Source organism: Bacillus sp. AFS073361, from assembly GCF_002567005.1.
Taxonomy (GTDB): Bacteria; Bacillota; Bacilli; order Bacillales; family Cytobacillaceae; genus Neobacillus.
On the sequence record NZ_NUZU01000038.1, the window covers coordinates 1 to 22401 of the forward strand.

The window sequence follows — 22401 nt, forward strand, 5'->3', positions numbered from 1 at the left end:
GTCTTCGCCGCCTTCCACTCCAATCAACAGGGTTATAAAATCATTAATGATCTCTAAAGCATGGCATGGCTTTTTTCTATTTAAGTACGACGATGAAAAAGAAGATGACCATGATGATTTGAATAATAGTTTTCGTGATAACACTACTTATGAAGCCAATCACTGACCCAAATCCAACTTTTAGGCTCTCCGTGAAACTTCTTTTGTTAAAAATTAATTCCGCTGCTATGGCCCCGATAAATGGACCAATGAGAATTCCTAAAAAAGGAATAACAAAAGGGCCAACCAAAATTCCAATCGTACTCCCCCAGACACCCGCCTTAGAACCACCATATTTTTTAATTCCAATCATATTGGCAATGTAATCAGCAATAAAAAGAAGGACGATAAACAATCCTTGTATCAACCAAAAATACCATCGAAAGGGTTCAAAACTAAAAAACACACCATATAATAAAAACCCAGCTAATAAAAACAATACACTTGGAATGATCGGATAAACAAGACCTACAAACGCGACGATAAATAATAATATGACGATACCCCAATATACCATTTCCATTCTACTCATCCCTCATAACTTGTTGTTATTATTAAATGTATACATTCCTTCATACGATTAATCTTATGATCGGTTTCAATTTTTTTATAAATGGTATCATTCTTGTATATAACCCTTACTAAAGATACAATAGATGCTGAAGCATTTATTTGTATTTATGTGTAAAGGTGGTCATTATGAATATTTTTAAACAACTTTATAAAAGTATCTATTCCCCAAAGGATATTGCCTTGTTTCGGTTTCAAGGAATTGGAAAGACAATTCTATATGTCTTTTTCTTAACTTTTATTTCGATTATCCCTTCCGTTATTTATTTAAGCACAGCTGTTACCACTGGACTGGAAAGTGCAGATACAATTATCAATGATAAATTACCTGATTTTTCTATTGAAGATGGACATTTAACTGCGGATACCAAAGTTCCAATTACGATAAATAGAGATGACTTTACAATCATCCTCGACCCGACAGGTGCTGTTTCTGATACTGATGTCGAGGATGAAGGTAACGCTTTTGCATTATTGGAGGATCAATTTGTATTTGCAGCAGGGGGCAGGGTTGAAACTTATCCCTATTCAATGTTAGAAGGATTAGCCATCACAAAGGGTGACTTCGTCAATTTTATTAACGGAATTAGCAGTATGAAATGGATCATCATCCCTGTTGGAGCATTATTTATTTACTTATTTGCAAGTGCTGGCAGTTTTATTGAAGTCACAGTATTGGCATTGATAGGATTGTTACTTAAAAATCTTATTGGAAGAAATCTAAATTACCGGCAGTTGTGGAGAATGGCCGCTTACAGTGAAACATTGCCCACCCTGTTTTTCACCATCATGGCTGCCATTAAAACAACGGTTCCCAGCAGCTTTATGATAAATTGGTTTGTCGTAATCATTGTATTATCTTTGGCAATAAAGGAAATTCCGAAACCCAAAAAAGTAAACTAAAATTCGCCCATTGCGGGCGTTTTTTTATAAACTCGTTCTTTTTACAATTGGACAAGCATACCAATGTACAAACTGTCCTATTTGGAGGCTTGTCCGATGAAAAAATTATTTGGTTTCTTATTAGCCGTTTTAATTATATACGTCATCTATATTGACTTAACTGTTGGTACTCTCCCCTCTTCACTAACACAGCAGGTCGACGCTAAAGTCGAGGCACCCAAACTGCAGGTGAAATCAAACCTGCCTTCCTTTGAAGCAAAAGTGGAACCTGGTGCAACCGTAATATCAATTGTCGAACATCAACTGGATAAACCACTTCCTGTCTCGATCACTGACTTAATTCAGGACTTCCGAAAACTAAACCCCGGGGAAACACCAGAAAAAATTCAAATTGGGTCTACATATCATTTCCCTGATTACTCAAAATAAAGAGGATAATGCTTATTATTGTCAAAAATAGTGAAAGGCTGATAAAATAAAAGGCGGATTGTTTTTAAATACCATATTCGAATCCCATTTTGAAGGAGCGAATTACACGTGAGTGAAATAATACATCGCACAAAGACCCGGCCAATTAAAGTAGGTAACTTAACAATTGGCGGGAGTAACGAATTATTTATCCAAAGTATGACTACAACAAAAACACATGATGTGGAAGCAACTGTTGCTGAAATAAAACGTCTTGAAGAAGCGGGCTGCCAGATCGTGCGGGTGGCTTGTCCTGATGAACGCGCGGCAAATGCTATATCTGAAATTAAGAAAAGAATTAACATACCACTTGTCGTTGACATTCATTTTGATTATAAATTGGCTCTGAAAGCTATTGAAGGCGGAGCAGATAAAATTAGAATCAATCCAGGAAATATTGGTAAACGTGAAAAGGTAGAAGCAGTTGTAAAGGCTGCAAAAGAACGTGGTATTCCAATCCGGATTGGTGTCAATGCAGGTTCGCTCGAGAAGAGAATATTAGAGAAATATGGTTATCCAACAGCCGATGGCATGGTTGAGAGTGCACTCCACCATATTAAAATTCTTGAGGATTTAGATTTTCATGACATTATTGTATCCATGAAAGCTTCTGATGTTAATCTTGCGATTGAAGCGTATGAAAAGGCATCTCGAGCATTCGATTATCCCCTCCATCTTGGGATTACGGAATCAGGCACTCTTTTTGCTGGCAGTATAAAAAGCGCCGCTGGTTTAGGTGCTATTTTACACAAAGGAATCGGGAACACACTTCGCGTTTCCTTAAGCGCGGATCCTGTTCAAGAAGTAAAGGTTGCCAGAGAACTGTTAAAAGTTTTTGGACTTTCTTCTAACGCTGCCACATTGATCTCATGCCCGACTTGCGGCCGAATTGAAATTGATTTAATCAGTATTGCAAATGAAGTGGAAGAATACATTGAAAAAATTAAAGCACCGATTAAAGTAGCGGTATTAGGCTGTGCTGTTAACGGTCCTGGCGAGGCACGCGAAGCTGATATTGGAATCGCTGGTGCTCGTGGTGAAGGGTTACTATTCAGGAAAGGTGAGATTGTCCGCAAAGTTCCTGAAGCGCAATTAGTAGAGGAATTGAAAAAGGAAATCGATCAAATTGCCGAAGAGTACTTTCAAAAAAAGGCAGAAGAAGAAAAGGTCATTCAATAACATGAAGAAACCCGGTATAGTCACCGGGTTTCTTTTTGCTCCTCTGCAGGTTTACATTAAAAGAACGGGAGAATAAAGATACCGATTACAATTGAAATTGCACCGATACCAATTGCCCAAGCACCTAAACCATTGGCTCCTCTTCTTCTGGCAACGAAGCCTAACACAATCCCTGCAGCACCAAAAAGTATTGGCATAACAAATAGTGATAAAATCGAAAGCACTAACGCAAGCGTCCCGATACCAGTACCACCAGCAGCTTTTTCCCTTACCTCATCGTGTTCCCTTCTGCGAACAAGGGGAGCAGGTGCAGCAATCTCTGCAGCTGTCTCTTCCCTATATTCAGAAGAATGTATCGGAACCGAAGCACCAATCCTTGGCGTAGACTCATCTTTTTTCAAAGTGTAGTGAGCCTTAATAGGTTCAGTAAATTCTGATGCGGTTTCCTCCCTAAATGAAGCAGGAGAATTGGGTATATCTTGACCAATTGTTGAGCTTTGAAGAGCCTCTTGCACTTTCGTGTCTCTTTCGTCTGCCATCCTAATCCCTCACTTTCAGTAATAGGAGCATTAATTATTGTTTGCTTTAGAATCAATTTTAGTATGTCAATGTTTGCCTAAAATAGTTTTTTATTTCTATTCCTAAAAAATTAATTGTAAATAGTTACTTTATTGAACCCAATACTTTGGTAAAATATAAAGAAATACGGAAAAGAAATAGGAAAGTGAGTCTACACATGAAAAAAAGATTTGGCATCGATATCGATGGAACTGTAACGTGCCCAAAATCATCTATCCTACCTGTTATTAATAAAGCATTTGGACTGAACATATCATATGAGGACGTTACCCAATATGAATATACTCCATACGTAAATGTCTCTGAAAAGGTGTTTGCTGAATGGTTTACAGCAAACGAACCGGTTATTTACGCCAATTCCCCACTTGCGAATGGAGCAGAACATGTCCTTAAAAAATGGGAAAATCAGCATGAATTGTTTTTTATCAGTGCTCGTAGTTCTCATTTGCTTGATATTACCATTAAATGGTTTATTAATAATGGCTTAACCTTTGATCACATTGAACTAATTGGCTCACATGACAAAGTCGCATCCGTTAAGAAGCATCGCTTAGATATCTTTTTTGAGGATAAGCATGATAATGCGGTGATGATACATGAAGAGTGTAAGATCCCAGTCATTTTATTTGATACGCCGTATAATCAAGACCCTATTCCAAATGGGGTAATTCGTGTCAATAACTGGAATGAAGCAAAGAATTGGGTAGAACATTGGATGAAGGAAAGTCGCCCATTGGTACAAACGCTCTAACAATACCTATAAAAAAACAGCTTGTGTATATTCACAAGCTGTTTTTTAATGACACTCAGGACAAAGACCGTAAATCTCGAATTTATGACCGGAAATATCGTATCCTTTTAAATTTTCACTTAGATCTTTCATTGGGCAGGTATCAATTTCTTTTGTTTTTCCACAAGTCAAACAAATGAAATGATGATGATGGTGCTGCCTTGAACAAGAAAAACGGAAATGCTTTTCACCTGATAATTCAGTCATCTCTAGAATTCCCATATTAACAAATAAAGAGAGATTCCGATATATCGTATCAAAACTCAGACCAGGGTAATCATCTTTGAGGTGATCCAATACGTCCTTAGCCGTTAAATATTTATCACTATCTGCAAATAATTGCAGCATATCTTCTCTTTTACCTGTTTGTTTAAATCCCTTTTCTTTTAAATATTGTATCGCTTCATCAACGTTCACCAGGCTGCCCCCCCTTATGAATTAATAATTTTTTGTAAAAGATGGAGATAATTAAGATGAGAACGGCAATCATTACGATTGTTCCTCCGGGAGCCAAATCTAGGTAGTAAGCTGTAAACAAGCCGCCTAGAACTGAAACTTCGCCAAACAAAACAGATAAGAAAATAGTTTGCTTAAATCCTCTCGCGATCCGAATGCTGGCAGCAACAGGTAATGTCATTAGTGATGACACCAACAAAATCCCAACAATTCTCATCGATGCCGCGATCACCAAGGCTACCATGACAATGAAAATGAAATGAATACTTTTTGCTGCAATACCGGAGGCTTTCGCATGTTCCTCATCAAAAGAAAGTAAAAACAGTTCTTTATATAATAAGATAATCACCAGAATCACTAAAATTCCAATTATAAACACGACCCATAAATCAGTTCTGCTAACGGCGGAGACACTGCCGAACAAATAACTGAATAAGTCAGTATTAAAGCCATTGGCAAGTGAGATAAATATGACACCTAAGCCAATCCCGCTCGAAAGGATAATTGGGATCGCAAGTTCTTGGTAGTGCTTATAAACACTTCTTAGTTTCTCAATAAATAGTGATCCTCCCACTGAAAAAACCATTCCTAAGTATAGTGGATTTAAGCCCGCCATCATGGCCACATTTCTTTCTAGAAGCAAACTAGCTGCTATCCCGGCTAATGTTACATGGCTTAGGGCATCTGCTATTAATGATAATCTCCTGACAACAACAAACACTCCTAATAACGGGGCAATAATCCCGATCATCATCCCAGTTAAAAAGGCATTTTGTAAAAATTCATAATGGAAAATTCCTTGAATCATCTTGTAACGCCTCCGTGCTCATGATGATGGGCTAGCAGGTGAACATCGTGCCCATAGGCTTTAGACATATCATCCGCTCGGAGTTGTTCAAATTCGTTTGTTTCTCCATGGAAATGTAAATGTTTATTTAAGCAGGCTACATGTGAAACTTTATCCGAAATTGTTCCAATATCATGTGTAACCAATAGAAGGGTAATTTCACGATTTTTATTTAATTCACCAAGCATTTGATAAAAATTACTTACATTCTCCGCATCTACGCCGACGGTGGGTTCATCAAGAATAAGGAGGCTCGGTTCACTAACTAGGGCTCGGGCAATAAAAACTCTTTGTTGTTGACCTCCAGAGAGTTCGCCAATATTTCTGTTACTGAACTTAGTCATCCCAACTGCATCCAAGGCTTCGCGAACTTTTTGAGCATGCTCTTTTTTAAAAAACTTAAACATTCCTAGCTTTTTCGTCAAACCACTCTCGACCACTTCCGATACCGTTGCCGGAAAACCAGTGTTGAAGGAATTAGCCTTTTGAGAAACATAGCCAATTTTTTGCCAATCCTTAAATTTATTTATTTCCTGGCCAAATAAATAAATTTCCCCTTTTTGCGGCTTTAATAAACCTAAGATTAACTTCAAAAGTGTTGATTTACCAGAACCATTAGGCCCGACAATCGCCAAGAAAGAACCATGAGGAACAATAATATTGATATCCTCCAAAACCGCATCTTTTTCATAACGGTAAAAAAGTTTTTTTATTTCAATAATTGATTGCATAATCTGCACATCACCTTTTAATTATAAGAATCATTCCGATTTAACTCAAGTAGTATACAATAGGTCTGATTGATTGTAAAGCCAATGACACTAAAGTTGGTTAGTTGTTTCAAAAAATCTGTAATCACACTCTGGGAACTTCATCATACATTAGGGTGAGGAGTGGTGAGTGTGACAATTTTTCAGAGCATCATCAATCATAAAATCAATACGATAACCGCTGAAGAACTACTAAAATATGCAGAACAGTTTAATATCTCTGTGACTAGGCAGCAAGCTGCGAAAATTGCGGAATACTTAAGAGGGAAAAATGTTAATATTTTTGATGATTCACAAAGGGCTCAATTAGTAAAAGAAATTGCCAAAACTGCTGGTCCTACAACCGCGCGAGAAGTAAATAAATTATTTATGCAACTGGCCAAAAAGTAAAAAGCTGTGACTTCTCACAGCTTTTTCCCTTATGATTCCATGATTAAATTCAGCAAATTCTCATCAAACTTCTGCTCACGAAGCATATTGATTTCATATTTATAGGGTGCTTTTTTATTATTCTTATCTTCACCCACAAATGGAGTTTCTAAAATTTTAGGAACATCTGAAAGTTGTGGATGGTGGACGATATAATTAAGTGCCTTGAAGCCGATATGGCCAAAACCTATATTTTCATGTCTGTCCTTTCTCATCCCGACAGCATTCTTACTATCATTAATATGCAAGACCTTCAGTTTGTCCACGCCAATAATTTTATCAAAATCATTTAAAACTCCATCGAAATCCTCGACAATATTATAACCCGCATCATGGGTATGACAAGTATCAAAGCAAACGGATAGCTTATCACTATAGTTGACACCGTCCATAATCATGGCTATTTCCTCGAACGATTTACCACATTCAGAGCCCTTCCCTGCCATCGTTTCCAAGGCAATTTGCACTTGCTCTTTCCCTGTTAGAACTTCGTTTAATCCTTCGATAATTTTTTTAATGCCCGCTTCCGTTCCAGCACTAACATGTGCTCCTGGATGTAAGACAATTTGCTTTGCTCCGATTGCTTCGGTTCGTTCAATTTCTGATCGAAGAAACCTGACACCCAATTCAAATGTATCTGGGTTAGTTGTGTTTCCAATATTGATGATATATGGAGCATGGACAATAATTTCAGAAATACCGTTTTGCTCCATATGTCTGCGTCCAGCTTCAATATTAAGGTCCTCTATTTTTTTTCTTCTTGTATTTTGCGGTGCTCCCGTATAAACCATAAACGTGTTTGCACCATAGGAAACTGCTTCTTCACTTGCTGCAAGAAGCATGCCCTTTCCACTCATTGATACATGTGATCCTAATTTCAGCATGACTTTTCTCTCCCTGCTTCCATTATTTTTTTCTTTGTTCGATTCTTCGTTCTCGTTTTTTTATTTTATCCATTTCCCACTGCATTTTCTTTTTATAACCAGGCTTCACTTTGGTTGGTTTCTTTACCATTGATTTGGCTTTTTGATCGGCCTTATCCTCTTGTCTTACACGGGTCTTCCGCTTATTACGCTCATCAATTTTCACAAGTTCGTTATTTTTAAGATCAACGTAATTAAATTGTATCCCCATTTTCTCTAATCGATTTAACGCATCCTCATCTGATGCTTCATAGATTGTCAGTGCAATCCCAGAATATCCTGCACGAGCAGTTCGCCCGACGCGATGGATATAAAAATCTAAGTCTGTAGGAAGCTCATAATTGATGATATGGCTGATACCTTCAATATCAATTCCTCGTGAAGCAAGGTCCGTGGCAACTATATATTGGTACTCTAAATCCTGTATTTGTTTCATCATTTGTTTTCGTTCACGCGGGTTTAAATCACCATGAACTCGGCCAACCTTTAGTCCTTTTTCATTTAAAAAGTAAGCGACCTCTTCAGCCATTTTTTTAGTATTTGTAAACACAATCGCTAAATAGGGATTGTAAGCAACAAGTGCATCATGAACCAGCTGCTTCTTACTCCGATGTCTTGAAGGAAGGAGGTAGTGCTCTAGATTTTCTGCTGACCTTCTTTTCGGTTCAATTTGAATTGTTTTCGGATTTTCCATATACTTTTTAAGGAAAGGTTTTAATTTTTCAGGGATTGTTGCTGAGAAAACAAGCATTTGCAGATTTTCAGGCATTTTTCCAGCCACTCTGTCCAAATCCTCAATAAATCCCATGTCTAACATCATATCTGCCTCATCGACCACCAGTATTTCCGCAGTATGAACAAATAACGCCTTATCACTCATCAGGTCCTTGATTCTTCCAGGAGTCCCGACAACAATATGTGGTTGGACTTTTAATTTTTCAATCGTTCGCTGCTTGTCTGTTCCCCCAATGTAGCATCTAGTCATTATCGCTTGCTCTGGGTTGCAGTGTTCGGTTATTTTTAGAATTTGATGGTAAATTTGCGAGGCTAGTTCTCTGGTAGGTGCAGTTATGACAGCCTGTACTTCCGAGCGTTTCGGATCAATTTTTTCAAGAATAGGCAGGACAAAAGCGAGGGTTTTCCCCGTCCCTGTTTGAGATTGGCCAATTGCACTTTCTCCCTTTAAAGCAACCGGGATCATGCGCTCTTGAATTTCAGTCGGATTGGTAAAACCGAATCCTTTAATAGCTTCTATAATAAATGGTTGAAACGTAAAACGATCAAAACGATTTTCTTTCATATTGTTTCTCCTTATATTAAAACTTTGAATTAGTTTTTCTTATTTCAGCATGATTAACACTTTTTATTCCATCATGCAATTATAGTCAATATTCCTTCAAAACTCCAGTTATCTTTCGTTTTAATATCATTTTCTACCTTCTGCTAACTTTTAAACCACTAAATTTAGTCTTTGTCCTGTGCATAATACCTAAACCAAATTAGGATAAATGCATAATTTAAAGCATGAGGCAATTTGAAAGGAGGCTAAGATATGCAACCAAGATCTAGAATGCCAATGCAAGGGGGAATGGGACCTGGACCATTCGGGCGGAATAATCAGATGATGAATCCCGGATTTACCCCTTTTGGCAGCAGGAGCCCAATGATGGGGCCCTCATCCAACCAATTTGGAGGAGGATTCAACCCAATGATGGGGCAAATGATGGGAAGACCGAATCAGATGAATACACGGGGCGGTGGAATTCTTTCGAAATTATTTGGAAGAAGCAACCAAGCAGGCGGCTTTATGGGGATGCAATCAGCTGGCAAAGCGGCATCCGGAGGTGGAGGTCTGCTTCAATCGTTAAGTAGCCCCGGCGGCTTAACAAGCATGTTAAATAATACCCAGCAGGTACTTAAAACAGCCCAGTCCCTCGGTCCAATGGTCCAACAATATGGTCCAATGATTAAAAATCTCCCTGCCATGTGGAAAATTTATAAAGGATTTAAAAATGCCACAAAGGATACGGATGCGGCCTCAGACAAAAATAGCCAACAAACCGAAGCAGCCTCAGAAGAATCATCTTCTCATGACGTATCTGAAAATAAAAGTACCCAAAAAAAGGTCAAACGCAAGAACAATCAACAGCCAGTTTCTTCACGAAAAACTTCTTCCCAAAAGGGATCTTCCATTCCTAAAATGTATATTTAAATGAAGAATGCTGGCAACAGCATTCTTTTTTTCCTAAAACTGTTAAGGAAAAATGTATCTTTGTATTATATCTATTAGTTTTATATAATAAATACATAAAACTATGAATCAATGTCTTTTTTAGGGGGACTTTTAATATGCAAATCATCAAAATTTCACCACGAGGCTATTGCTACGGTGTTGTTGATGCAATGGTAATTGCACGTAATGCCGCTTTAGATAAAACATTGCCTCGCCCTATCTACATATTAGGGATGATTGTTCACAATAAACATGTTACTGATGCGTTCGAGGAAGAAGGGATTATTACCCTAGATGGAAAAAATCGCAAGGATATTCTCGATAAAGTAGACACAGGAACCGTAATATTTACGGCCCATGGAATATCGCCGGAAGTAAGAGAGTCAGCTAAAAAGAAAGGACTAGTAACGATAGACGCTACCTGTCCTGATGTAACTAGAACCCATGATCTAATTGAAGAAAAAACAAAACAAGGATATCAAGTCATCTATATAGGAAAAAAAGGCCATCCTGAGCCTGAGGGCGCCGTTGGGGTCGCACCTGAAATGGTACATTTGGTTGAAACTCCACAAGATGTAGAGCTCTTAACAATTGAGAGTAACAAATTGTTAGTTACTAATCAGACAACAATGAGTCAATGGGATGTATCCGATACGATGAAAAAAGTTCAGGAAAAATATCCACATGTTGAAGTCTATAATGAAATTTGCCATGCAACACAAATTCGCCAAGAAGCAGTTGCTGAACAAGCAACAGAAGCAGATGTAACGATTGTTGTCGGTGATCCGAAGAGTAATAATTCCAATCGCCTTGCACAAGTTTCAGAAGAAATCGCCGGAACAAAAGCGTATCGAATTGCTGATATAACCGAGTTAGAAATTGATTGGATTAAAAACGCGAAAAACGTTGCCGTCACATCAGGAGCTTCCACTCCGACACCAATAACAAAAGAAGTTATTACATTCCTGGAGCAATTTGATCCAAATAATGAAGTTACATGGGACCGCCGCAAAAAAGTTCAGCTGAGCAGAATTCTCCCAAAGGTAAAAAAATTATAAACCTAAAAATAATCGAAAGAACCGAGTCTACATGACCGGTTCTTTTCTTTTATATAAATTGGAATGGATCGGTATTTTCAGCAGAAGGAAAAATCTCCACTTCAAAACCTGTATCATGGCACATCTTCTGTAGAACTGTTGTTAACCCTTTTTTCATTACTTTTTCAACATTATGACCTGGATCAATCATATTCAAGCCTTGCATCATTGCATCATGTGCGGTGTGATAATAAATATCCCCCGTAACATATACATCTGCCCCTTGAAACTTGGCATTCATAAAGTATTTATTCCCATCTCCACCTAACACAGCTACCTTTTTAACTTTTGAAGACAAATCCCCAACCACTCGGACATGAGAAACTTCTAATGCCTTTTTAACTTTTTCCGCAAATTCTTCTAATGTCATTTCTGGAACTTTTCCGATACGTCCAAGACCGAGTACTTCTCCTTTGTTTTCAAGTGGATAGACATCATAGGCCACTTCTTCATATGGATGGGCTTTGATCATGGCCGTTATTGTCTTTTTAAGAATAGATTCTGGGACAATCGTCTCAATCCTCACTTCATCCACTTCTTCTAAACGGCCTGTTTCACCAAGAAATGGAGTCGTATTTTCTCCTGGTAAGAATCGTCCCGTACCACTTCCAGAAAATGAACAATGGCTGTAGTTCCCAATAAATCCTGCACCTGCATTTCCAAGAACCTTCCTGAGATCCTCTGCATGACTGACTGGAACAAAAACAACTAATTTCTTAAGATTAGTTTCGAATGTAGGTACTAGAACCTCTGTACTTTCCAGCTCTAGTGCTTCTGCAAGCAGATCATTTACCCCGCCTGTTGCTATGTCAAGATTCGTATGCGCTGCGTAAACAGCAATATCGTGTTTCAATAATTTTTCAATGATTTTCCCCTGAACGGATTCCGTTAACAAATTCTTAAGGGGACGATAAATAATCGGATGATGAGCGATAATGAGTTGGACATCTTTTGCAATCGCCTCATCGATAACATTTTCAAGGACATCGAGTGCAATCATGATTCGCTCTACTTTTTTATTTAAACGACCGACTTGTAATCCTATCTTATCGCCCTCCATCGCCAATCCCTTTGGTGAAAACTGTTCAAACAATTGAATGACTTCATGGCCATTAGGAATTTTCATCCATTAAAACCTCCTGTACAAGCTTAATTTTGCCAATGATTTCTTGCTTTTTATCTTCCGTTTCAGGAGATTGTGCTGCATTTTCTAGTGCCTTATATATACGTTTCCAGTTATTCAGTTCTGCCGTCCATTTTTTCTTAAAAGTATCATCCAGTTCTTCAACAAGGAAAGGTCCAACTAATAGCCCTAAATCTTGATTTTTATTATACGGCTTATATGGGTCGCCCTTTTCTCCAATTAATATTTCGTATATTTTCCCATCTTCTTCAAGTATTTCTTCCGCAATAAGCTCCCAATGATTTTCTATAAACCATTGCCTAATGGAAATAGCATTAATATTGGGCTGTAAGACAAGGCGCTTGACTGAGGTTAACTTTTCTTTACCATTCTCTAAAATACTCGCAATTAAAGCCCCGCCCATTCCAGCGATAGTAATACAATCGACTTCTCCATCTTCAATAACCTCTAGACCATCACCCATTCGCACCGAAATGATATCCGTCAATCCTTCTGCTAATACATTTCTTTCAGCTAATTGAAATGGACCTACTGCAACTTCACCTGCAATTCCAAATGATATCCCTTTTTTTTTCGCTAGGAAACAAGGTAAATATGCATGGTCTGAGCCAATATCTGCAACCCTCGCCCCACTTGGAACATATTTAGCAACCGCTGCCAGCCTAGCTGACAATTTATCTGTATTCAATCATACCACCACTTTAATAAAAATTATTAAATCCAAAACATTGAACTCTTTGAGAATTGTCCAGCTCCAGTGCCTAGGGGCTCGGGGTCGTAAGCCAATCCGTCAAGAAGGTTAAAGAACAACCTTCTCGCCGGCTCGTCTTATGCCCGTCGCCCCTGATCAAGGCCCTTCCGCTTTTCGTTTTAGTATAAAAAAAGTCCTTTACAGATGCAAAGGACCTTTTCTAAAAGATACGAAAGTTAAACACTGAACTTAGATTACTGTCCAGCTCCAGTGCCCAACTGCTAGTGGACTTCGCTCTTCTCCCTACGATAAGTCAACATCGAATCACTATCGCTCTTCGTGTTTCCTTTATCTCAGTCGAAGCGCTCCAGTCCATACGCAGTTAAACGGGCACTTCCGCTTTTCTAATTATTTAATTGTCGCTAACCAGTCTGCCATTGCAGCTGCTTGTTCTTCTGGAACAAGTCCTGCTGGCATGCCTGTACCCTTACCTTTTGTTACAAAGGTCATAATTTCTTCTTTAGAATACTTGCTGCCTACACCTTTAAGTGATGGTCCTACAACCCCTTGGTACTGATCGCCATGACAGCCAATACAAGATTGCTTGTAAATGTCCTCAGGCTTTGATGCGGCAACCTCAGTTTTCTCAGTGCCTTCTCCTTTATCCTTCGCAATTTCTTTACTATCACCAAGACCTTTGAAAGACAAAATTAGCATCAGCACAATTCCAAAAGCCATGATAAGAACGTAAGGAATAACCGGATTTCGCTTCATGATATTACCTCCCTTATGTACGAACGTCAGTAAATATGAAAATAGTCTGCAAACAACTACTATTTTACTCGAAAAAGAACAGAAGGAAAAGCCCTAAACTTATTTTATCACTATAATCTTCATAAAAAAAAGAAAACAGGCTAAATTTGTAAAATTTTCTAATTTAGCCTGTTCTAAATTTCACTCTTTTATCTTATTAACATCCAATTAACCTTGAAATGACCATTCTTTGGACCTCTGAAGTACCTTCGCCAATTTCAAGCAGCTTTGCATCTCTCATCATTCGCTCCACATGATATTCTTTCATATAACCATAACCGCCATGAATTTGAACAGCTTGGTCAGTCACTTCCATGCAAATTTCTGATGCATAGAGTTTACACATTGCTGACTCCTTTGAAAATGGTCTTCCCTGATCCTTTAACCAGGCTGCCTTATACACCATATTCCGGGCCAATTCGATCTTCATGGCCATATCAGCAAGCTTAAACTGTATAGCTTGGAAAGAGGAAATAGACTTCCCAAACTGTCTCCTTTCCTTTGCATAGGCTAAAGCTTTTTCATAAGCCCCCTGAGCAATTCCTACAGCCATCGCACCAATTCCTATACGACCCCCGTCTAACGTTATTAAAAACTGTTTAAAACCCTCTCCACGCTTGCCTAAAAGGTTCTCAACAGGCACTCGTACATCCTCTAACACTAATTCGGTTGTATTTGATGAATGGAGGCCCATTTTCTCATAGTTATCAATAATAGAGAATCCATCTGTACTAGTTGGAACAATAATTGCACTTATTTCTTTTTTTCCGTCCTTTTCTCCTGTAATGGCCGTTAACGAAAGGTGCTTGGCATAACTAGCATTTGTAATAAAACATTTATTTCCGTTTATGACAAACATACCGTCTTCTTCACGTGCAGATGTTCTAGTCCCGCCAGCATCAGATCCAGCGTTAGGCTCTGTAAGCCCAAACGCACCAAATGATTCCCCAGTACAAATCGGAGTTAGATATTTTAACTTTTGCTCCTTGGTGCCAAATAAACTTAGTGGTGCCCCTCCCAAAGAAATATGAGCAGAATAGGTAATCCCTGTCGAGCCGCATGCTCGGCTTAGCTCTTCGGTTACAATCGCAAAGCTGACTGTATCTGCTCCTCCCCCGCCAAATTCCTCAGGAAAAGGCAGTCCCATAATGCCCATTTCAGCTAATTTTTTAAATATTTCTACTGGAAATTGTTTATTTCGGTCGCGCTCAATCGCACTTGGTGCGACTTCCTCATCCGCAAATTGACGCATTGTTCTCTTTATCATTTCCTGCTCAGAAGTTAAGTCAAAATTCATGTTCATCCCCCTTATCTAAAACCAAATGAATGCGCTTTCTTTATTATTATAAGAGGAATTATCTTTATTTCACAATACTTAAAAATTTTTAAAAATATTCTATTATATGGATATAACAAAAATTCAATCTATGATAACGGATAACTAAAATATTTCACTATCCTGTTAATGGAAAACAAATTCTATCTCTTTTTTACAAAAGTAAAAGATAAAAAACCATGTCAGAAATTCTCATGTCTATTTGCAAAATGAGAGACAATTCAGTAAAATGGATTCAAATACAGAGAGTGCTTACATTTCCATTTATGATATTACGTATGCTTGGCAAAAAAAAATAGCCTACTTCAAATGATGAAGTAAACTATTTATTAATGAATTTTATTCTAAGAAATCTTTTAATCGCTTACTGCGGCTAGGATGGCGTAGTTTCCTTAATGCCTTAGCTTCAATTTGACGGATACGTTCCCGTGTAACACCGAAGACTTTACCAACCTCTTCAAGTGTACGAGTTCGGCCATCATCCAGTCCAAAACGCAGGCGGAGGACATTTTCTTCTCTGTCAGTAAGTGTATCTAGGACATCTTCCAACTGCTCTTTTAATAATTCATAAGCAGCATGTTCTGAAGGAGAGGTTGCATCTTGGTCCTCAATAAAATCACCTAGATGGGAATCATCTTCTTCACCAATTGGTGTTTCAAGAGATACAGGCTCTTGGGCGATTTTCAAAATTTCTCTTACCTTATCAGGTGTGAGATCCATATCTTCACCAATTTCTTCTGGCGTTGGTTCACGGCCAAGATCCTGAAGTAACTGACGCTGAACACGGATTAATTTATTAATCGTTTCAACCATATGCACGGGAATACGAATCGTCCTCGCTTGGTCAGCAATTGCACGTGTAATCGCTTGGCGAATCCACCAGGTTGCATAAGTACTGAATTTAAAACCTTTTTGATAATCAAATTTTTCAACGGCCTTAATTAATCCCATATTTCCTTCTTGGATTAAATCAAGGAACAACATTCCGCGGCCCACATAACGCTTGGCAATACTTACTACCAGCCTTAGGTTTGCCTCTGCAAGGCGTCGCTTGGCTTCTTCATCACCTTGTTCAATACGGAGAGCCAATTTTTTTTCTTCATCAGCGGAAAGCAGGTCAACCCGGCCGATTTCTTTTAGATACATACGAACCGGATCATTAATCTTAACTCCAGGAGGAACGCTAAGATCGTTTAAATCAAATTCATCATCATCACCTTTTGCCAATTGCTTAGGATTTGGATCTTCCTCCTCACTATCGCCAACTAGTTCAATACCTTGGTCACCAAGGAACTCAAAAAATTCTTCCATTTGGTGAGAATCTAATTCATAGTTAGCCAATTTCTCAGCAATATCATCATAGGCAAGGACGCCGGTTTTCTTCCCCAGTACCGTTAACTGGTCTTTCACTTGTTCAAAAGTGAATTCATTTTCCACTTCTTTTGAACGGGCTGATTTTTCAGCAGCCATATGTCCCACTCCTTCCAGAATCAAAGACAGTAAAAATGGAATCTATAGAGATTTACGCAATTGAAGAATTTCCATTGCAATTGCAGCAGCTTTACTAAAATCACTTTGCCGCTCTGCTTCTTTTTGTTCCACTTCTTTTTCTTTTATCTTTAACAATTTTTGATAATTCAACACCTGTTTGATATAATCACTTAATTCATGATTTGTTAACTCATCGTTAATGGGCATCATTTCAATGTTTGCAACCATTCGTCTGAGATTATCATCTTGTATATAGGACAAAAACGCACTTGAATCAGACTGGAAATGTTCTTCATAAAATGCTAACAGATAGGTTATTATTGCCTGATGTTCATCAATATTAAACGTATTACCTTGTAACAAATCCTGCACCTTATAAGCCACATCTCGATCCTTTAACATGTGAGCAATTAATCGTCTCTCTGCTGTATAATGCTTTGGCTTAAGTTTGCTATCTTGCTTTGGGACTAAAATAGGCTTATTTGCAGGTTGCTTACTTCCAGTTGATTTTCTTTTTTCTGCGAAGAATATCTCCTTTTGCTGCTGTTTTAAAGCATCAAGTGAGAGTGAGAATTCAGCGGCAAGTTGACGTAAATAGTGATCCCTTTCAACTGCTTTATTCAAAGTGCTGATTTCCTTTATTAACACTTCGATATATGCAAGTCTATCTCCTTCAATTTGCAGATTTTTCCCCCTGCGAAAGTAAAGAAATTTGAACGCCATCCACGTTAGACTTGCACTAATAACCTCATTTCGGAATTTTTCGGGACCATTCTTTTTAATATATTCATCTGGGTCCATTCCATCTGGCATCATCGCAACCTTTACTTGAAATCCACCATTACTAAGATGGTTTCCAGCACGATAGGCTGCCTCAATTCCGGGTTTATCAGAATCGTAGCAAATGGTTACGGATTGGACATTTTGCCGTAAGAGGGCTATATGATCATCTGTCAAGGAAGTCCCCATCGTGGCTATACCATTTTCCACACCAGCGCGATTTGCAGAAATAACATCAGCAAATCCCTCAAATAAAACAGCAAATTGCGATTTTTTTAAACTTGGCTTCGCATTATGGTAATTGTATAAAATTTTACTTTTATTAAAGATTGGCGTTTCAGGACTATTTAAATATTTGGGCTCGTCGGCCCCAAGTGTTCTTCCTGAAAAAGCAATCGTATTGCCGTTTCGGTCAAAAATCGGAAACATAATCCGATCCCTAAATCGATCGAAATAAGTCCCATCTCTTTCACGTTTGATAATTAATCCGGCTTTCTCCATCCATTCAGGCGGAAAATCTCTTTTTGAAAGAAATTTAAAAACATAATCCCATGAATTTAAAGAATACCCAATTTGAAACTTATCTATTGATTCTCGAGTGAATCCCCTCTGCAGCAAATATTCCAAAGCATGTTGACCTTCCTTTGTATTTACTAGCAAATGATGGTAAAATTTCTGTAACAGCTCATGAGCACCTAAAAATGCTTGGTGCTCTTCCGAAAACTTTTTCTCACCATATCCGCCAGACAAATTGATTTCAAGGTCTATATTAGCCTTTGCAGCTAGTTTTATGGCTGCTTCTTGAAAGGAGATCCCTTCTAGCTCCATTAGAAATGAAAAAACATTACCACCAGCGCCGCAACCAAAGCAATGGAAAATTTGTTTATCAATAGATACTGAAAATGACGGGGTGCTTTCTCCATGGAATGGACATAATCCGAAGTAATTTCGCCCCTGTTTTTTCAGTTGAACATAATCGCTGATTACTTCGACAATATCAACAGACTGACGAATTTGATTAATCTTTTCTTCGGCAATACGTTCTGCCATGTAAAACAACTCCATTTGGTCTATCAGGTATTCGGCAGGCACCCTCTTAATTCCTGCAAAATTCGACAAAATTTTTGGAATTTAATTCTGTCTTAAATTTTTTACTCTCTTCTGTTTGAAAAAGTTTTGGTTCCTTTCCATAAATCCCCCTTTTTCTTGCTTGTGCACATCAACATATTTCCAGTCTGTATATGTAGAGTTTTCTTCTTTCATATGATGAACGTAGAAAGCAGCAAAAAGAATATGAGGACTAAACACCAACACTATTTCGACAATCTCCGTTTAATCCGGCATGAATCTACACCGGCATAAATAGTCGAATTGCCGTTTACATAAGTATTAATTCTACATTACTCCGCATATTCCTTCTTTAAGAAATAACTTTTGCAAAAGGAGTTATGTCGAATTCTTTTTAGGGGGTCCCCTTGACATCTAACAATAAATAGTTTATTCGTTCATAAGCAAGTCTAAACCTAAAAAGATATATTTTTATCACAATTTTTTATTATAGTACATTTATTATCATTTTACCATAACTTTTTATCATTATTATTCCACTTTCTATCAGTAGAAAACACATAATCAAATGATTATGTGCTAGACTCTCCCTTTATGAAAATAATTTAAGATAACATTTGCCGTTTCTTCTACCGCTTTATTGGTAACATCAATAACTGGGCAATTTATTTTCTGTACTACTTTCTCAAAAAAGATTAATTCCGCTTTAATCCTGTCGAGCGTAGCATAACTTGCCTTATCATTTAAGCCTAAAGAAATTAACCGTTCCCTTCTGATATGGTTTAACTTTTCAGGACTTATTTTCAAACCAAAACATTTCTCGATTGGAACTCTATAGAGTTCTTCTGGCGGATCCACTTCTGGTACAAGCGGGACATTTGCTACCTTTAATCTTTTATGAGCTAAGTACTGTGAAAGTGGTGTTTTTGAAGTCCTTGAAACCCCTATTAATACAATATCTGCTTTTAATATTCCTCTCGGGTCACGACCATCATCATATTTAACGGCAAATTCGATTGCTTCGACTTTTTTAAAATAATCTTCATCCAATTTTCGAACAAGTCCTGGTTCACATAAAGGTGTTTTTCCACTAAACTGTTGAATCTGATCCATAATTGGACCAATTAGATCGACAGCTAAAATCCCTTCCTGTTCAGTTCTATTCTTAATATATGTACGCATTTCAGGTTTGACCAGCGTAAATGCAACCATTGCTTTATCTAATAAAACCAGTGAAAGAACTTCATCAATATGTTCCTTATCTTCCACATATGGGAATCGTTTTAATATCATTCCTGAGCCATTGAATTGGCTTATTGCTGCTTTTGTAACTAATTCAGCTGTTTCCCCCACTGAATCGGATACGACATAAATAATTGGCGAACTCATTCTCCCTCAACAACCCCTTAACATATTATCTTTGTTACTCATCACCCAGTGCGACGAACGCTTTGGTAATACTTGTTTTGGTTATTCTTCCGATAACCTCAAATCCATTTTCTGTTTTCCGAACCACTGGAAGTGCATCGATTTGTTTTTCAATTAATTTCTTAGCGATATCAATTAATAAATCTTCTCGTTCACACATAGTGATATTAGGCATTCTTGTCATTATAATATTAACAGGAATGGTGGTTAGTTCTTGCTTCCCTATACTAGCACGGAGCAAATCCTTTCTGGATAATACTCCAACAAGAATGGTGTTTTGATCTACTACAAATAAGGTTCCCACATCTTCCAGGAACATCGTACAGATGGCATCATAAACGGAAATATTTTCATTCACCACAACAGGGATAGACTGATATTCCTTCACGTATATTTTTTGTAAATTTTCGGTTAAAAGCTGTGTCCCTGATTTCCCAGTATAAAAATAACCTACACGGGGCCTTGCATCTAAATAACCTGCCATCGTCAGAATGGCAAGATCCGGTCTAAGCGTCGCCCTAGTCAAACTTAGTTGCTCTGCAATATGTTCCCCTGTGATAGGCCCGTTTTCTTTTACAATTTGCAAAATATGTTCTTGCCGTTTGGTTAGTTCGATTGTTCACACCACCTTAGTTTCCCATTTAGAACGGTTTTTATCTCAAGATACTTACTTTATTAGAAATATTATATACTATTGAATCTATTAAGAAAACTCGCCAATTGGCGAGTTTCCTCTTAAAACATCATCTTTTCTTGCAAGAAGCTAACTAGTTCATGTATCGAGATACGCTTTTGCTCCATTGTATCACGGTCACGAACTGTAACCATATTATCTTCTTTAGAGTCGAAGTCATAGGTAATACAAAACGGAGTACCAATTTCATCATGCCGACGATAGCGTTTTCCAATCGATCCTGATTCGTCATAATCAACTGAAAAATGTTTAGCCAGAGTCGCGAAAACTTCACGTGCTTCTTCTGACAATTTCTTTGATAACGGAAGAACCGCTGCCTTATATGGAGCTAATGCAGGGTGGAAATGCATGACCGTTCTAGAAGTACCATCTTCAAGCTGTTCTTCATCATAAGCATCAATTAAGAATGCTAAAGTAACACGGTCTGCTCCTAAAGATGGTTCAATACAATAAGGAACAAACTTTTCATTTGTTTCTGGATCGAGGTAATGGAAGTCTTCACCAGAATACTCCATATGCTGCTTCAAATCATAGTCTGTTCTTGAAGCAACCCCCCAAAGTTCGCCCCAGCCAAACGGGAACTTAAATTCAAAATCAGTTGTAGCATTACTGTAATGAGACAATTCGTCCTCAGAGTGGTCGCGAAGTCTTAAATTTTCCTTTGTAAGGCCTAATGACATTAACCATTGTTCAGCAAATTGCTTCCAATAATCAAACCATTTCAACTCCTCACCAGGCTTACAGAAAAATTCAAGTTCCATTTGTTCAAACTCTCTTGTTCGGAAAGTGAAATTACCCGGAGTAATTTCATTTCTGAAACTCTTCCCAATTTGAGCAATACCAAATGGCATTTTCTTTCTCATTGTCCGCTGGACATTTTTAAAATTAACGAAGATACCTTGGGCTGTTTCAGGACGAAGAAAAATTTCATTTGTACTTGATTCTGTTACTCCTTGGAAAGTTTTAAACATTAAGTTGAACTGGCGAATTCCAGTAAAGTCATAACTGCCGCAATCCGGACAAGCGATATTGTGTTCTTTCACCAACTCTTCCATTTTTTCAAATGGTAAGCCATCGACAATCATTTCAATACCTTTTTCATCGAGAGCATTTTCAATTAATTTATCAGCACGATGACGTGCTTTACAATTTTTACAATCTATCATCGGATCATTGAAGTTCCCAATATGGCCAGATGCTTCCCATGTACGCGGGTTCATTAAAATACTCGCATCTAAACCGACATTATATGGTGACTCTTGGACGAATTTTTTCCACCATGCCTGCTTAATATTATTTTTAAATTCAACACCTAACGGACCGTAATCCCAAGTATTGGCAAGACCTCCGTAAATCTCTGAACCAGGAAAAATAAATCCTCTGTGTTTGGCATGTGAAACGATTTGTTCCATTGTTACATTCATAGAAATTGCTCCTTTAAAATAAATTTGATTCAAACAAAAAAACTCCCGTTCCTATGCTAGATTAGCATAGGGACGAGAGTTACCCGCGGTTCCACCCTAATTGCTGCTAGGAAGCAGCCTCTTTTATCGTGTTAATAAACACAAATATTGCTCAGGAACGCCTTCGTTAGTTCTCTATACCCTAGCTTACACTATCCTAGGTTCGCTTTTATAGAGGATGACTAAGTACTCTTCTCCATCACTGCAATT

At 38.0% G+C, this 22401-nt stretch carries 23 protein-coding genes and 1 other annotated feature (1 of these 24 only partly in view); of the genes, 7 read left to right on the forward strand and 16 right to left on the reverse strand.

From position 1 onward, the window contains the following. Positions 1–76: 76 nt before the first annotated feature. Positions 77–562, reverse strand: a complete 486-nt coding sequence (locus COJ96_RS19705) for a DUF456 domain-containing protein (protein ID WP_098575515.1) — start codon at positions 560–562, stop codon at positions 77–79. Between the two features lie 176 nt (positions 563–738). Here COJ96_RS19705 and COJ96_RS19710 point away from each other — a divergent pair, with 176 nt between their 5' ends. From COJ96_RS19710 to ispG, 3 genes are all read left to right on the forward strand, one after another. Next, the gene (locus tag COJ96_RS19710) at positions 739–1512 is read left to right on the forward strand and encodes a DUF1189 domain-containing protein (protein ID WP_098575516.1); all 774 of its coding nucleotides are present in this window, start codon (positions 739–741) and stop codon (positions 1510–1512) included. Between the two features lie 96 nt (positions 1513–1608). Further along, entirely contained in the window at positions 1609–1941 is a 333-nt protein-coding gene (locus COJ96_RS19715) for a hypothetical protein (protein ID WP_098575517.1), read from the forward strand. A 117-nt stretch (positions 1942–2058) separates the two neighbouring features. Further along, positions 2059–3159, forward strand: coding sequence for a flavodoxin-dependent (E)-4-hydroxy-3-methylbut-2-enyl-diphosphate synthase (ispG, locus tag COJ96_RS19720; RefSeq protein ID WP_180230196.1), 1101 nt, complete (start codon positions 2059–2061; stop codon positions 3157–3159). A gap of 56 nt (positions 3160–3215) precedes the next feature. On the opposite strand, the gene COJ96_RS29345 is transcribed toward ispG, so the two are convergent. Beyond that, on the reverse strand, positions 3216–3698 hold the full coding sequence (locus COJ96_RS29345) for a DUF4190 domain-containing protein (protein WP_257148573.1): 483 nt from the start codon (positions 3696–3698) through the stop codon (positions 3216–3218). A gap of 197 nt (positions 3699–3895) precedes the next feature. Here COJ96_RS29345 and COJ96_RS19730 point away from each other — a divergent pair, with 197 nt between their 5' ends. Then, positions 3896–4489 carry a 5' nucleotidase, NT5C type gene (locus COJ96_RS19730; RefSeq protein WP_098575519.1) on the forward strand — a complete coding sequence of 198 codons (594 nt, stop codon included), beginning with the start codon at positions 3896–3898 and terminating at the stop codon, positions 4487–4489. 45 nt (positions 4490–4534) lie between these two features. Here the strand turns inward: COJ96_RS19730 and zur are convergent, their stop codons facing one another. From zur to COJ96_RS19745, 3 genes are read right to left on the reverse strand one after another with little or no spacing between them, the layout of a single operon-like run. Next, the gene (zur, locus tag COJ96_RS19735; protein ID WP_098575520.1) at positions 4535–4945 is read right to left on the reverse strand and encodes a zinc uptake transcriptional repressor Zur; all 411 of its coding nucleotides are present in this window, start codon (positions 4943–4945) and stop codon (positions 4535–4537) included. Then, complete coding sequence (locus COJ96_RS19740) at positions 4935–5792, reverse strand: metal ABC transporter permease (RefSeq protein WP_098575521.1); 858 nt, start codon at positions 5790–5792, stop codon at positions 4935–4937. Before COJ96_RS19740 ends, zur begins: the two co-directional genes overlap by 11 nt. Continuing rightward, positions 5789–6562, reverse strand: coding sequence for a metal ABC transporter ATP-binding protein (locus COJ96_RS19745; protein ID WP_098575522.1), 774 nt, complete (start codon positions 6560–6562; stop codon positions 5789–5791). The genes COJ96_RS19740 and COJ96_RS19745 overlap by 4 nt, the downstream gene beginning before the upstream one ends. 171 nt (positions 6563–6733) lie before the next feature. On the opposite strand from COJ96_RS19745, the gene COJ96_RS19750 reads away from it, so the two are divergent. Beyond that, positions 6734–6991, forward strand: coding sequence for a DUF2624 domain-containing protein (locus COJ96_RS19750; protein WP_098575523.1), 258 nt, complete (start codon positions 6734–6736; stop codon positions 6989–6991). 29 nt (positions 6992–7020) lie between these two features. Here the strand turns inward: COJ96_RS19750 and COJ96_RS19755 are convergent, their stop codons facing one another. Beyond that, entirely contained in the window at positions 7021–7914 is an 894-nt protein-coding gene (locus tag COJ96_RS19755) for a deoxyribonuclease IV (protein ID WP_098575524.1), read from the reverse strand. Positions 7915–7936: 22 nt separating this feature from the next. Continuing rightward, on the reverse strand, positions 7937–9253 hold the full coding sequence (locus tag COJ96_RS19760; protein ID WP_098575525.1) for a DEAD/DEAH box helicase: 1317 nt from the start codon (positions 9251–9253) through the stop codon (positions 7937–7939). A gap of 252 nt (positions 9254–9505) precedes the next feature. Here COJ96_RS19760 and vrrA point away from each other — a divergent pair, with 252 nt between their 5' ends. Next, positions 9506–10165 (forward strand): VrrA/YqfQ family protein, encoded by a 660-nt coding sequence (gene vrrA, locus COJ96_RS19765; protein ID WP_098575526.1) that lies wholly within the window; start codon positions 9506–9508, stop codon positions 10163–10165. Positions 10166–10302: 137 nt separating this feature from the next. Beyond that, positions 10303–11244, forward strand: a complete 942-nt coding sequence (locus COJ96_RS19770; RefSeq protein ID WP_098575527.1) for a 4-hydroxy-3-methylbut-2-enyl diphosphate reductase — start codon at positions 10303–10305, stop codon at positions 11242–11244. A 49-nt stretch (positions 11245–11293) separates the two neighbouring features. On the opposite strand, the gene COJ96_RS19775 is transcribed toward COJ96_RS19770, so the two are convergent. The 9 genes from COJ96_RS19775 to COJ96_RS19820 all read right to left on the reverse strand — a co-directional run bounded on the left by COJ96_RS19775 (position 11294) and on the right by COJ96_RS19820 (position 22152). After that, on the reverse strand, positions 11294–12409 hold the full coding sequence (locus COJ96_RS19775; RefSeq protein WP_098575528.1) for a Nif3-like dinuclear metal center hexameric protein: 1116 nt from the start codon (positions 12407–12409) through the stop codon (positions 11294–11296). Next, positions 12396–13115, reverse strand: a complete 720-nt coding sequence (locus COJ96_RS19780) for a tRNA (adenine(22)-N(1))-methyltransferase (RefSeq protein ID WP_098575529.1) — start codon at positions 13113–13115, stop codon at positions 12396–12398. Before COJ96_RS19780 ends, COJ96_RS19775 begins: the two co-directional genes overlap by 14 nt. 411 nt (positions 13116–13526) lie before the next feature. Beyond that, on the reverse strand, positions 13527–13892 hold the full coding sequence (gene cccA / locus COJ96_RS19785) for a cytochrome c550 (protein ID WP_098575530.1): 366 nt from the start codon (positions 13890–13892) through the stop codon (positions 13527–13529). Between the two features lie 196 nt (positions 13893–14088). Then, a complete protein-coding gene (locus COJ96_RS19790) occupies positions 14089–15228 on the reverse strand; it encodes an acyl-CoA dehydrogenase family protein (RefSeq protein ID WP_098575531.1) in 1140 nt (379 codons plus the stop codon). Positions 15229–15606: 378 nt separating this feature from the next. Then, a complete protein-coding gene (gene rpoD / locus COJ96_RS19795) occupies positions 15607–16737 on the reverse strand; it encodes an RNA polymerase sigma factor RpoD (RefSeq protein WP_098575532.1) in 1131 nt (376 codons plus the stop codon). Between the two features lie 42 nt (positions 16738–16779). Beyond that, complete coding sequence (dnaG, locus tag COJ96_RS19800; protein WP_098575533.1) at positions 16780–18588, reverse strand: DNA primase; 1809 nt, start codon at positions 18586–18588, stop codon at positions 16780–16782. Between the two features lie 597 nt (positions 18589–19185). Next, the gene (locus COJ96_RS19810; RefSeq protein ID WP_098575535.1) at positions 19186–19995 is read right to left on the reverse strand and encodes a pyruvate, water dikinase regulatory protein; all 810 of its coding nucleotides are present in this window, start codon (positions 19993–19995) and stop codon (positions 19186–19188) included. A 34-nt stretch (positions 19996–20029) separates the two neighbouring features. Next, on the reverse strand, positions 20030–20650 hold the full coding sequence (gene ccpN / locus COJ96_RS19815; protein ID WP_098575536.1) for a transcriptional regulator CcpN: 621 nt from the start codon (positions 20648–20650) through the stop codon (positions 20030–20032). Positions 20651–20769: 119 nt separating this feature from the next. Continuing rightward, on the reverse strand, positions 20770–22152 hold the full coding sequence (locus tag COJ96_RS19820) for a glycine--tRNA ligase (protein WP_098575637.1): 1383 nt from the start codon (positions 22150–22152) through the stop codon (positions 20770–20772). Between the two features lie 65 nt (positions 22153–22217). Next, positions 22218–22401, reverse strand: a binding site (T-box leader); it runs 2 nt beyond the window's last position.